Source organism: Pseudomonas sp. CIP-10 (genome assembly GCF_020911845.1).
GTDB classification, from domain to species: Bacteria; Pseudomonadota; Gammaproteobacteria; order Pseudomonadales; family Pseudomonadaceae; genus Aquipseudomonas; species Aquipseudomonas alloputida.
On record NZ_CP087160.1, the window covers coordinates 2,671,858 to 2,684,399 of the forward strand.

Genomic DNA, 12,542 nt, shown 5'->3' on the forward strand with positions numbered 1-12,542 from the left:
GTTCCTCTCATGCAAACACATGATGGTAAGACCGCAGTGGCCATTATCGGTTCGGGCAACATCGGCACCGATCTAATGGTGAAAATCCTTCGCCATGGCAAACACCTGAGAATGGGGGCCTTCGTCGGCATCGATCCGGAGTCCGATGGTCTCAAGCGCGCCGAACGGATGGGCGTGTCCACGGTGAGCACCGGCATCGAAGGATTATTGTCCCACCCCGATTTCGGCTCCATCGGCTTCGTATTCGATGCCACCAGTGCCGGCGCGCATGCACGTCACGAGCAACTGCTGCGGCCGCACGGCGTACGCGTGATCGATCTGACACCGGCGGCGATCGGGCCGTTCGTGGTGCCCGCAGTGAATATCGAACAGCATCTGGATGCGCCGAACGTCAACATGGTGACCTGTGGTGGCCAGGCGACGATTCCTATGGTTGCTGCTGTTTCGCGCGTCGTGCCAGTCGAGTACGCCGAGATTGTCGCTTCCATTTCCAGTCGTTCGGCCGGACCGGGCACGCGGGCGAACATTGACGAGTTCACCGAGACCACCTCCAACGCCATCGTTCGCGTAGGTGGGGCCCAGCGTGGCAAGGCAATCATCATCCTCAATCCGGCAGAGCCTCCGCTGATCATGCGCGACACCGTCTACTGCCTGGTGCCGGGCCATGCGGATCGGCAAGCGATCGTCGAGTCGGTCGAGCGTATGGCTTCCGCAGTGGCGGCATACGTGCCTGGATATCGGCTCAAGCAGACCGTGCAGTTCGATGAGTTCAAGGGCCGCATGCCGCAGGAAACTGGAAGCGCACAAGCACCCCGTCTCAAGGTCTCAGTGTTCCTCGAAGTCGAGGGCGCCGGACATTACCTGCCGAGCTATGCCGGGAATCTGGACATCATGACCAGCGCTGCGCTGGCGACGGCCGAGCGCATCGCTGCCCGTCAGCCGGTGGCTGCGTAAGGAGGAAACGATATGTTCGACACCAGAAAGAAAATATATGTCTCAGACGTGACCCTACGTGACGGCATGCATGCCGTCCGCCATCAGTACAGCCTGGCCGATGCCGAACGCATCGCCAGGGCGCTGGATGAGGCAGGCGTGGACAGCATTGAGGTCGCTCATGGCGATGGGCTGCAAGGGTCGTCGTTCAACTATGGGTTCGGTGCACACACTGATCTTGAATGGATTGAGCGCGTTGCCGCTACAGTGAGGCGGGCGAAGATCGCCACGCTATTGCTCCCTGGAATCGGTACTGTCCATGACCTGAAGAACGCGAATGCGGCCGGGGCAAGTGTTGTGCGCGTAGCCACGCATTGCACCGAGGCCGACATTTCCCAGCAGCACATCGAGTATGCCCGCAAGCTGGGTATGGATACGGTGGGCTTTTTGATGATGAGCCACATGACAACTCCGACGGCACTGGCTGTCGAGGCAAAGAAGATGGAGAGCTACGGCGCTCAGTGCATCTATGTGGTCGACTCCGGTGGTGCGATGAACATGTACGACATCGCTGACCGCTTCAAAGCACTCAAGGATGTGCTGGATCCCTCGACTCAAACTGGTATGCACGCGCACCATAACCTGAGTCTGGGCGTAGCCAACTCGATCGTTGCCTTGGAGTATGGTTGCGACCGTATTGATGCCAGTTTGACGGGTATGGGAGCGGGAGCAGGGAACGCACCTCTGGAGGTCTTCATTGCCGCGGTAGACCGTATGGGGCTGAAGCACGGTTGTGATGTGCGCAAATTGATCGATGCTGCCGAGGAAATTGTGCGCCCCCTGCAGGAGCGGCCAGTTCGTGTAGACAGGGAAACACTTGCGCTGGGTTATGCTGGGGTCTATTCGAGCTTCCTCCGCCATACCGAGGCGGCGGCACATAAGTATGGCTTGGATGCTTTCGAGATTCTGGTTGAGCTGGGTAGGCGTCGCATGGTCGGCGGTCAGGAAGACATGATCGTGGATGTTGCACTGGATATGATGTCTAGAAAACCACAGGGAACTATGCGTGACGTGATCTCCCACTAGGTCGATTGCCGTTCTCGATGTTTGGTGCTTCGCGGATACTTCTTCGAGGCACCTGACTTAATTACCAAAGAGCTTATGTGTCTCTCGTGTGGGTTTGGTGGGGGTGAAAGCACTGGGTAGTGTGGCTAGGTTCTGTAATTATTCTGTGGTGAGCGCTTATCATGCGCCCGGTCTAGTGCAAGCACTCCACAAATGTGCACTGTATCTGCGTTGCAATGGAAGTAAGCAGGCGCGATCCCAATATCGCTAAGGGGTAGCATATAGCCCTTTAAATTTTGATGGTCATTTCCAGTTTTCCTTTCTTACAGTCGCCTCCTATGTAGCGCCCAAAAGGCGGATAAAAATTTCCGTTTTAAATCACTTGCGTCTATCGCAAGTAAGAGGTCTTAGCATGAGTGATACCGAAGTACCTGTATTGGCCGAAGTACGCAACCGTGTGGGTCACTTGGCACTGAATCGTCCGGTCGGGCTTAACGCGCTAACACTGCAAATGATTCGCATCACTTGGCGACAGTTGCATGCTTGGGAGAGTGATCCAGAGATCGTCGCCGTGGTGCTGCGCGCCAATGGCGAAAAGGCATTCTGCGCCGGTGGTGACATCCGTTCACTGTACGACAGTTACCAGGCAGGTGACGACCTACACCACGTCTTCCTTGAGGAGAAGTATTCCCTCGATCAGTACATCCACGGCTATCCAAAACCTATCGTTGCACTGATGGACGGCTTCGTCCTCGGTGGCGGCATGGGCCTGGTTCAAGGTACAGCGCTGCGAGTTGTCACTGAGCGCGTGAAGATGGGTATGCCTGAAACCAGCATTGGCTATTTCCCGGATGTCGGTGGTAGCTATTTCCTTCCTCGTCTGCCAGGTGAACTGGGCCTCTACCTCGGAATTACCGGTGTCCAGATCCGTGCTGCCGACGCCTTATATGCACGCCTAGCAGATTGGTGTTTACCCAGCGAAAGGATCTCGGAGTTCGATCGACGCTTGGACCAGATTAGTTGGGGCTATGCGCCGCGCGAAATTCTAGCCGGCCTACTTTCCAGCCTGGCCAGCAATCGGCTGCTGGGGGCGGAGCTCAAGAGCCTGCATCCCGCCATTGATGAACATTTCACGCAACCCGACTTGTCGGCCATCCGCGCCTCACTGCAGGCAGAAAGGCGCCCCGAATATCAAGATTGGGCAGAGCAGACCGTCGAGTTGCTCAATAATCGCTCGCCGCTCGCCATGAGTGCGACCCTGAAACTCCTACGTCTAGGCCGCACTTTGTCCCTGGCCAACTGCTTCGAGTTAGAGCTCCACCTTGAGCGGCAGTGGTTCGCCAAAGGCGATCTCATAGAAGGCGTGCGTGCCCTCCTCATCGACAAGGATAAGACGCCACGCTGGAATCCGCCGACTTTGGAACAGTTGGATACTAATCGCGTGAATGAGTTCTTTGATGGTTTCCAGCCAGCTACATGAAGAGCCGACTCTTCGGTATTCCTTAGTCCGCTTCAATACTGGTGTGTTGTTCCGATTTTAGGCGCGAATCCTGTGGAAGGTAGATCGGCAGGTAAGTGTTGACGCTTAACGCCGATACCTGCATCGACCTTCGGGAACAGGGCAAGGTCGAAGCCCTGGCGCTGGGCAAAGTAGCCCTCGGCCAGCTCGACGATGCCGCGCACCTGCTCCTGCATCTGCAGGGCCTTGCGCGTAAGCCCCCGCTATACGACCAGCCTGTTCGAAAGCCGCAAAGTGCTTAGGTTTGGGTGCATATCCATCAGAAGCGGCATAAACCATCGTTTATCACAGTTAAACTTTGGTTTTCTAAGTTGCGATAGCCATATAAACCCATAAGCCAAAAAACAATATTTCCCAGGGCGTGATTGTAATACTGTGCGTGCTGTAAGGCGGTGGTTGCCTACTTCACTTTATAAAAAAAATAAGATGTGGAAGGATTGTAATTATGAAGATTGCCAGCGTGCTCGCACTGCCTTTGAGTGGATATGCTTTCAGTGTGCATGCTACACAGGTTTTCGACCTGGAAGGTTATGGAGCGATCTCTCGTGCCATGGGTGGCACCAGTTCATCGTATTATACCGGTAATGCTGCGCTGATTAGTAATCCCGCTACATTGAGTTTTGCTCCGGACGGAAATCAGTTTGAGCTCGGGCTGGACGTGGTGACTACCGATATCAAGGTTCACGACAGCCACGGAGCAGAGGCAAAAAGCAGCACGAGATCCAATAATCGAGGCCCCTATGTGGGTCCACAATTGAGCTATGTTGCTCAGTTGGATGACTGGCGTTTCGGTGCTGGATTGTTTGTCAGTAGCGGGTTGGGTACAGAGTATGGAAGTAAAAGTTTTCTATCACAGACAGAAAACGGAATCCAGACCAGCTTTGATAATTCCAGCCGTCTGATCGTATTGCGCGCTCCTATTGGCTTTAGTTATCAAGCCACATCAAAGCTCACCTTCGGCGCTAGTGTCGATCTGGTCTGGACTTCACTCAACCTTGAACTTCTACTTCCATCATCTCAGGTGGGAGCCCTGACTGCGCAGGGGAATCTTTCAGGCGGTTTAGTTCCCTCGCTGGCTGGATTCGTCGGGACAGGTGGTGCCGCCCATTTCAGTCTAAGTCGCAACAGTACCGCTGGTGGCGCCGTGGATGCGGTCGGTTGGGGCGGACGCTTGGGACTTACCTACAAACTCACGGATAACACTGTCCTAGGTGCGATGTACAACTTCAAGACTTCGGTGGGCGATCTCGAGGGGAAGGCGACACTTTCTGCTATCAGTGGTGATGGAGCGGTGCTTCCATTGGATGGCGATATCCGTGTAAAAAACTTTGAGATGCCCGCCAGTCTGACGCTTGGCCTCGCTCATCAGTTCAATGAGCGTTGGGTAGTTGCTGCTGATATCAAGCGTGCCTACTGGGGTGATGTAATGGATAGCATGAATGTGGCTTTCAGCTCGCAGTTGGGCGGGATCGATGTCGCATTGCCACACCGCTATCAGGATATAACGGTGGCCTCAATCGGCACTGCTTACAAATATAACAATGATTTAACGCTTCGTGCTGGATATAGCTATGCACAACAGGCGCTAGACAGCGAACTGATATTGCCAGTGATTCCTGCTTATTTGAAGCGGCACGTTACTTTCGGTGGCGAGTATGACTTTGACAAGGACTCCAGGATCAATTTGGCAATTTCTTTTGGCCTGAGAGAGCGCGTGCAGACGCCATCGTACTTGGCAGGCACCGAGATGTTGCGGCAAAGCCACAGTCAAATAAATGCAGTGGTTTCCTATAGCAAAAATTTTTAAATCCCAAGGGCACGGAGCGTAAGTGATGACGAATGTAAACGCAGAGATCGGCCGCATGGTGCTGGCTGGTGGAATCGAGACCAATCTCCATGATGTTGGCGCCGGCAACCCTGTGGTACTCGTTCATGGTTCAGGCCCAGGTGTGACCGCCTGGGCGAACTGGAGGACGGTCATGCCTGAGTTATCCAGGCATCGCCGCGTCATTGCGCCGGACATGGTGGGCTTCGGTTTCACACAGCGGCCGCACGGGATTCACTACGGCGTCGAGTCCTGGGTTGCACATCTGGCTGGGATCCTTGATGCCCTGGAACTCGACCGTGTCGATCTCGTGGGGAATTCGTTCGGCGGTGCCTTGTCTCTGGCCTTTGCTATCCGATTTCCGCATCGGGTTCGCCGCCTAGTGCTGATGGGTGCCGTTGGCGTGAGCTTCGAGCTCACGGATGGACTGGATGCAGTTTGGGGTTATGAGCCGTCCGTGCCGAACATGCGCAAGGTCATGGACTACTTCGCCTACGACCGAAGTCTCGTTTCCGACGAACTGGCGGAACTGCGCTACAAGGCGAGCACCCGGCCCGGTTTTCAGGAGGCCTTCGCTTCCATGTTCCCTGCTCCGCGGCAGCGCTGGGTAGATGCGCTGGCCAGTTCCGATCAGGACATCCGGGACATCCGGCATGAAACGCTGATCCTGCATGGCCGCGACGATCGCGTGATTCCCCTCGAAACCTCGTTGCGGCTGAACCAGCTGATCGAACCCTCCCAGTTACATGTCTTTGGCAGGTGTGGCCATTGGGTGCAGATCGAGCAAAACCGGGGCTTTATCCGCTTGGTCAACGATTTTCTTGCCGCGGAGGACTGATCGCAAAAACGGGAATGACCATCCGTTCTGAAAGCACGTCATCGGCAATTGCCTGCCAAGTACCCGCCATCCACTACCTTGAAAAGTGAGAAGACAATGAATCAGACCGACACATCACCTATCAGGCTGCGCAGGAGCTGGAACACCAGCGAGATAGAAGCGCTCTTTGACGAGCATGCCGGACGTATCGATCCGCGCATTTATACCGATGAGGATCTGTACCAACTCGAACTGGAGCGTGTCTTCGCCCGGTCCTGGCTGCTGTTGGGGCATGAAACCCAGATTCGCAAGCCGGGCGATTACATCACGACCTACATGGGGGAAGACCCTGTCGTGGTCGTCCGGCAGAAAGACGCCAGCATTGCCGTGTTCCTGAACCAGTGCCGCCACCGTGGCATGCGCATCTGCCGCGCGGATGCCGGAAACGCGAAGGCGTTCACTTGCAGCTACCACGGGTGGGCTTACGACACCGCCGGCAATCTTGTCAATGTGCCTTACGAGGCCGAATCCTTCGCGTGCCTGAACAAGAAGGAATGGAGCCCGCTGAAGGCCCGGGTAGAAACCTACAAGGGCCTGATTTTCGCCAACTGGGATGAGAACGCTGTAGACCTCGACACGTATCTGGGCGAGGCGAAGTTCTACATGGACCACATGCTCGACCGCACCGAGGCCGGCACCGAAGCGATCCCGGGCGTGCAGAAGTGGGTCATTCCCTGTAACTGGAAATTCGCCGCAGAGCAGTTTTGCAGCGACATGTACCATGCCGGGACGACCTCGCATCTGTCTGGCATCCTGGCAGGCCTGCCAGAAGACCTTGAAATGGCCGACCTTGCTCCGCCGACAGTTGGCAAGCAGTACCGTGCGTCATGGGGCGGACATGGAAGTGGCTTCTATGTCGGCGACCCCAATCTGATGCTTGCCATCATGGGGCCAAAGGTCACCAGCTACTGGACCGAAGGCCCCGCGTCGGAAAAGGCGGCCGAACGTCTGGGTAGCGTGGAGCGCGGCTCGAAACTCATGGTCGAGCACATGACCGTCTTCCCCACGTGTTCCTTCCTCCCAGGTATCAATACGGTCCGGACATGGCATCCGCGCGGGCCGAACGAGGTCGAGGTATGGGCGTTTACGGTGGTCGATGCTGATGCTCCTGACGATATCAAGGAAGAGTTCCGGCGCCAGACGCTGCGCACCTTCTCTGCCGGTGGCGTGTTCGAGCAGGACGACGGGGAGAACTGGGTCGAGATCCAGCACATCCTGCGAGGCCACAAGGCGCGCAGCCGCCCTTTCAATGCCGAGATGAGCATGGACCAGACCGTCGACAACGACCCGGTTTATCCCGGGCGGATCAGCAACAACGTCTACAGCGAGGAAGCTGCCCGCGGGCTCTATGCCCATTGGCTGCGGATGATGACATCCCCCGACTGGGACGCGCTGAAGGCGACACGGTGAATCCAGAGACAGCTTGCGCCACGCAGTGGCGCCGGCCAGAGGCCGCATTTGACTTCGACCCAGGTTGGATGCGGTGGACCTTGTCCATTTGAAATCTACAAGGAACGACCATGATTGATTCAGCCAACAGAGCCGACGTCTTTCTCCGCAAGCCGGCACCCGTAGCGCCCGAACTGCAGCACGAAGTCGAGCAGTTCTACTATTGGGAGGCCAAGCTTCTCAACGATCGCCGCTTCGAGGAGTGGTTCGCGCTGCTCGCGGAAGACATTCACTACTTCATGCCCATTCGCACCACGCGGATCATGCGGGACTCACGCCTTGAATACTCAGGCTCCCGAGAGTACGCGCACTTCGATGACGACGCCACGATGATGAAGGGACGCTTGCGCAAGATCACGTCCGACGTGAGCTGGTCCGAGAACCCCGCATCGCGGACCCGGCATCTCGTGAGCAACGTGATGATCGTCGGCGCAGAGGCAGAAGGGGAGTACGAAATCTCAAGCGCCTTCATTGTGTACCGCAATCGTCTGGAGCGGCAGCTCGACATCTTTGCCGGTGAGCGTCGCGATACGTTGCGCCGTAACACGAGCGAGGCCGGGTTCGAGATCGTCAATCGGACCATCCTGATCGACCAGAGCACCATCCTGGCCAATAACCTCAGTTTCTTCTTCTAGGTGATGTCATGACTTGGACATACATATTGCGGCAGGGTGACCTGCCACCCGGTGAGATGCAGCGCTACGAAGGCGGCCCGGAACCTGTGATGGTCTGCAACGTCGATGGCGAGTTCTTCGCGGTGCAGGATACCTGCACGCATGGGGACTGGGCGTTGTCGGATGGTTACCTGGACGGTGATATTGTCGAATGCACGTTGCATTTCGGCAAGTTCTGCGTGCGGACCGGGAAGGTGAAGGCGCTGCCTGCTTGCAAACCTATCAAGGTATTCCCAATCAAGGTCGAAGGCGATGAAGTGCACGTCGATCTCGACAACGGGGAGTTGAAGTGATGGCTACCCATGTGGCGATCATCGGCAATGGCGTGGGTGGCTTCACGACCGCGCAGGCCCTACGTGCCGAGGGCTTCGAGGGGAGAATCTCGCTGATTGGGGACGAACCGCATCTCCCCTATGACCGACCATCCTTGTCCAAGGCGGTTCTCGACGGCAGCCTTGAGCGGCCGCCCATACTGGCCGAGGCCGATTGGTACGGCGAGGCCCGCATCGACATGCTGACCGGCCCGGAAGTCACTGCCCTTGATGTGCAGACAAGGACGATCAGTCTGGATGATGGCACCACGCTCTCTGCGGACGCCATCGTCATCGCGACGGGCAGTCGAGCGCGGACGATGGCGTTGCCCGGCAGCCAACTGCCCGGCGTCGTAACGCTGCGCACCTACGGTGACGTGCAGGTATTGCGCGATAGTTGGACTTCCGCGACGCGGCTGCTGATTGTGGGTGGCGGATTGATCGGCTGTGAGGTCGCGACGACGGCGCGCAAGCTCGGCCTGTCGGTCACGATCCTGGAGGCAGGTGATGAACTGCTGGTCCGAGTACTTGGGCGGCGTATCGGTGCCTGGCTGCGCGGCCTGCTGACAGAACTTGGTGTGCAGGTCGAGTTGGGAACGGGTGTCGTAGGTTTTTCTGGTGAGGGCCAGCTCGAACAAGTCATGGCCAGCGATGGGCGCAGCTTCGTAGCCGATAGCGCACTCATTTGCGTCGGCGCGGAGCCCGCGGATCAACTTGCGCGTCAAGCGGGCTTGGCATGTGACCGCGGCGTCATTGTCGATCACTGCGGTGCGACGCTTGCCAAAGGCGTATTCGCCGTCGGAGATGTGGCCAGTTGGCCGCTGCGCGCCGGCGGCCGGCGTTCGCTCGAAACCTATATGAACGCGCAGCGCCAAGCCGCCGCGGTGGCTGCGGCCATTCTGGGGAAAAACGTATCGGCACCGCAACTGCCCGTGTCCTGGACGGAGATCGCTGGGCATCGCATGCAGATGGCGGGCGATATCGAAGGACCTGGTGATTTCGTCTCGCGCGGCATGCCCGGTAGTGGCGCTGCCCTGTTGTTTCGCCTGCAGGAGCGAAGGATTCAGGCGGTCGTCGCGGTCGATGCACCCCGTGACTTCGCGCTTGCAACCCGATTGGTAGAAGCCCGCGCGGCAATCGAGCCAGCACGGCTGGCAGATCTTTCAAACAGTATGCGCGATCTTGTTCGTGCGAATGAAGGAGACCTAACGTGAGACTTGAAGGCGAAGTGGCCTTGGTGACAGGCGGTGGCGCAGGCCTGGGCAGAGCGATCGTGGATCGTTATGTCGCGGAAGGTGCGCGTGTCGCAGTGCTGGATAAATCCGCGGCAGGCCTGGAAGCGCTCAGGAAACTCCATGGCGATGCAATCGTGGGCGTGGAGGGGGATGTTCGCTCGCTCGACAGCCATCGTGAGGCTGTGGCCCGCTGCGTCGAAGCGTTCGGCAAGCTGGACTGCCTGGTTGGCAATGCTGGCGTTTGGGACTACCTGACCCAACTGGTGGATATTCCCGACGACCTCATCTCGGAGGCATTCGAGGAAATGTTCGAGGTCAATGTCAAGGGCTACATCCTGGCGGCAAAGGCTGCGCTACCTGCGCTTTATCAGAGCAAAGGCAGCGCGATATTCACTGTGTCGAATGCCGGTTTCTACCCGGGCGGTGGCGGTGTTCTGTATACAGCTGGCAAGCATGCCGTGATTGGATTGATCAAGCAGCTCGCGCACGAATGGGGGCCGCGTATCCGCGTCAACGGCATCGCCCCCGGTGGCATTTTGGGGAGCGATCTGCGCGGGCTGAAGAGCCTTGATTTACAAGACAAGAGCATTTCGACCTTTCCATTGGACGACATGCTGAAATCCGTTCTTCCGACCGGGCGGGCCGCCACTGCCGAGGAATACGCCGGCGCCTATGTCTTCTTCGCGACGCGCGGCGACACGGTTCCGCTCACCGGTAGCGTGTTGAACTTCGATGGCGGCATGGGCGTGCGTGGCTTGTTCGAAGCCAGCCTAGGCGCACAGCTCGACAAGCACTTCGGTTGAGACAGGAGAAGTGTCATGAGCATTCAAAGATTGGGCTACCTCGGCTTCGAAGTCGCAGATGTGCGTTCATGGCGTACCTTCGCCACTACCAGGCTGGGGATGATGGAAGCCTCAGCCAGCGAGACGGAGGCGACGTTTCGAATCGACTCACGTGCCTGGCGACTGTCGGTCAGCAGAGGCCCCGCAGACGACTACCTGTTTGCCGGTTTCGAGGTGGATAGTGAACAGGGGCTACAGGAGGTCAAGGAAAGCCTGCAGGCCCACGGCGTTACCGTCAAGGTCGAAGGAGGGGAGCTGATTGCCAAACGCGGTGTGCTTGGGTTGATTTCATGCACCGATCCGTTCGGCAATCGCGTCGAGATCTACTACGGTGCCACCGAACTGTTCGAGCGACCATTCGCTTCGCCCACCGGTGTTTCTGGATTTCAAACTGGAGACCAGGGCTTAGGTCACTATGTGTTGAGCGTCGCAGATGTGGACGCAGCGCTCGCCTTCTATACCAAGGCATTGGGCTTTCAGCTTGCCGATGTCATCGACTGGACCATTGGTGACGGGTTATCCGTGACCCTCTACTTCCTGTACTGCAATGGCCGTCACCACTCCTTCGCCTTTGCCAAGTTGCCGGGATCGAAGCGGCTCCATCACTTCATGCTGCAAGCTAATGGCATGGATGACGTGGGCCTGGCATACGACAAATTTGATGCGGAGCGTGCGGTCGTTATGTCACTTGGTCGACACACGAACGACCACATGATTTCGTTCTACGGTGCCACGCCCTCGGGCTTCGCGGTCGAGTACGGCTGGGGCGCACGTGAGGTGACCCGCCACTGGTCGGTGGTGCGCTACGACCGTATCAGCATCTGGGGACACAAGTTCCAGGCGCCCGCCTGACCGGCCAGCCTGGCGGTGCTAGTCCTGCTTCTACCTGCATGCCCATATGCCAGAACGTGCTGGACGGCAGGGCAGCACACGCAAAAATCCTGGAAGGTGTTAATCGAGGAGAGATATCAGCATGAGCGAACTAGATACCGCGCGGACAGGTGCCGTGCGTAAAGCTGCCGACCTGCTGTACGAAGCCACCCGGTCCGGTGTGGCCGTGGTGCCGGTGCGCAATCTGATCGGCGAGACGGATTTGGAGGCAGCCTATGCAGTACAGGAGGTTAATACACAGAGAGCATTGGTTGCCGGGCGGCGCCTGGTTGGACGCAAGATTGGGCTGACCTCTGTCGCTGTACAGAAGCAGCTCGGAGTGGAACAGCCCGACTATGGCATGTTGTTCGCAGACATGGCGCGTACCGAGGGGGAGGAAATCGCCCTTGATGACGTGCTCCAACCTAAAGTCGAAGCCGAGATCGCCTTTGTCCTGGGACGTGACCTCGATGGCGATCAATTGACGGTGGCCGACCTCTTTCGCGCCATCGAGTTCGCCGTTCCGGCGATCGAGATCGTGGGTTCGCGGATAACCAATTGGGATATCCGTATCACGGACACCATTGCTGACAATGCTTCGTCTGGCCTGTATGTGCTGGGCTCCACGCCGAAGCGCTTGTGCGATTTTGACTCGCGCCAGGCAGGCATGGTGATGGAGCGGCAAGGCATACCGGTGTCTTCCGGGGTAGGGGCCGCCTGCCTTGGAGCGCCTCTCAACGCAGTCCTTTGGTTGGCCAGGGTCATGGCTCGAGCGGGCCGTCCGTTGCGCACTGGCGACACGGTGCTTTCCGGTGCGCTGGGCCCCATGGTGCCAGTGGCAGGAGGAGATGTATTCGATGTGCGGATAGCCGGGCTTGGATCGGTGACCGCCGCTTTTGCAAAGGCATAAGCCCGTAAAAACGATCCCATCCACTGTCGCAA

General features: G+C 57.7%; 13 protein-coding genes. 12 read left to right on the forward strand and 1 reads right to left on the reverse strand.

The window, feature by feature from the left end; genetic code table 11:
- The first annotated feature begins 9 nt into the window (after window positions 1-9).
- The 3 genes from LMH93_RS12230 (at window position 10) to LMH93_RS12240 (ending at window position 3,478) form a co-directional block, all read left to right on the forward strand.
- Window positions 10-954 (forward strand): acetaldehyde dehydrogenase (acetylating), encoded by a 945-nt coding sequence (locus LMH93_RS12230; protein ID WP_230065254.1) that lies wholly within the window; start codon window positions 10-12, stop codon window positions 952-954.
- 12 nt (window positions 955-966) lie between these two features.
- Entirely contained in the window at window positions 967-2,019 is a 1,053-nt protein-coding gene (dmpG, locus tag LMH93_RS12235; protein WP_012052607.1) for a 4-hydroxy-2-oxovalerate aldolase, read from the forward strand.
- Window positions 2,020-2,410: 391 nt separating this feature from the next.
- Window positions 2,411-3,478 carry an enoyl-CoA hydratase/isomerase family protein gene (locus tag LMH93_RS12240; RefSeq protein WP_230065255.1) on the forward strand — a complete coding sequence of 356 codons (1,068 nt, stop codon included), beginning with the start codon at window positions 2,411-2,413 and terminating at the stop codon, window positions 3,476-3,478.
- A gap of 32 nt (window positions 3,479-3,510) precedes the next feature.
- On the opposite strand, the gene LMH93_RS12245 is transcribed toward LMH93_RS12240, so the two are convergent.
- A complete protein-coding gene (locus LMH93_RS12245; protein WP_230065256.1) occupies window positions 3,511-3,693 on the reverse strand; it encodes a hypothetical protein in 183 nt (60 codons plus the stop codon).
- A 269-nt stretch (window positions 3,694-3,962) separates the two neighbouring features.
- On the opposite strand from LMH93_RS12245, the gene LMH93_RS12250 reads away from it, so the two are divergent.
- The 9 genes from LMH93_RS12250 (at window position 3,963) to todJ (ending at window position 12,510) form a co-directional block, all read left to right on the forward strand.
- Entirely contained in the window at window positions 3,963-5,324 is a 1,362-nt protein-coding gene (locus tag LMH93_RS12250; RefSeq protein ID WP_230065257.1) for an OmpP1/FadL family transporter, read from the forward strand.
- Between the two features lie 25 nt (window positions 5,325-5,349).
- On the forward strand, window positions 5,350-6,180 hold the full coding sequence (todF, locus tag LMH93_RS12255) for a 2-hydroxy-6-oxo-2,4-heptadienoate hydrolase (protein ID WP_012052602.1): 831 nt from the start codon (window positions 5,350-5,352) through the stop codon (window positions 6,178-6,180).
- Window positions 6,181-6,276: 96 nt separating this feature from the next.
- Window positions 6,277-7,629 carry an aromatic ring-hydroxylating dioxygenase subunit alpha gene (locus LMH93_RS12260; RefSeq protein ID WP_012052601.1) on the forward strand — a complete coding sequence of 451 codons (1,353 nt, stop codon included), beginning with the start codon at window positions 6,277-6,279 and terminating at the stop codon, window positions 7,627-7,629.
- 110 nt (window positions 7,630-7,739) lie between these two features.
- Entirely contained in the window at window positions 7,740-8,303 is a 564-nt protein-coding gene (locus LMH93_RS12265) for an aromatic-ring-hydroxylating dioxygenase subunit beta (RefSeq protein ID WP_012052600.1), read from the forward strand.
- 8 nt (window positions 8,304-8,311) lie between these two features.
- Window positions 8,312-8,635, forward strand: a complete 324-nt coding sequence (locus tag LMH93_RS12270; RefSeq protein ID WP_012052599.1) for a non-heme iron oxygenase ferredoxin subunit — start codon at window positions 8,312-8,314, stop codon at window positions 8,633-8,635.
- Window positions 8,635-9,867, forward strand: a complete 1,233-nt coding sequence (locus LMH93_RS12275; RefSeq protein ID WP_230065258.1) for an NAD(P)/FAD-dependent oxidoreductase — start codon at window positions 8,635-8,637, stop codon at window positions 9,865-9,867. The genes LMH93_RS12270 and LMH93_RS12275 overlap by 1 nt, the downstream gene beginning before the upstream one ends.
- Window positions 9,864-10,691 carry a cis-2,3-dihydrobiphenyl-2,3-diol dehydrogenase gene (gene bphB / locus LMH93_RS12280; protein ID WP_012052597.1) on the forward strand — a complete coding sequence of 276 codons (828 nt, stop codon included), beginning with the start codon at window positions 9,864-9,866 and terminating at the stop codon, window positions 10,689-10,691. The genes LMH93_RS12275 and bphB overlap by 4 nt, the downstream gene beginning before the upstream one ends.
- A gap of 15 nt (window positions 10,692-10,706) precedes the next feature.
- A complete protein-coding gene (gene bphC / locus LMH93_RS12285; RefSeq protein ID WP_012052596.1) occupies window positions 10,707-11,582 on the forward strand; it encodes a biphenyl-2,3-diol 1,2-dioxygenase in 876 nt (291 codons plus the stop codon).
- Between the two features lie 121 nt (window positions 11,583-11,703).
- On the forward strand, window positions 11,704-12,510 hold the full coding sequence (gene todJ / locus LMH93_RS12290) for a toluene degradation hydratase TodJ (protein ID WP_012052595.1): 807 nt from the start codon (window positions 11,704-11,706) through the stop codon (window positions 12,508-12,510).
- The last annotated feature ends 32 nt before the right edge of the window (window positions 12,511-12,542 follow it).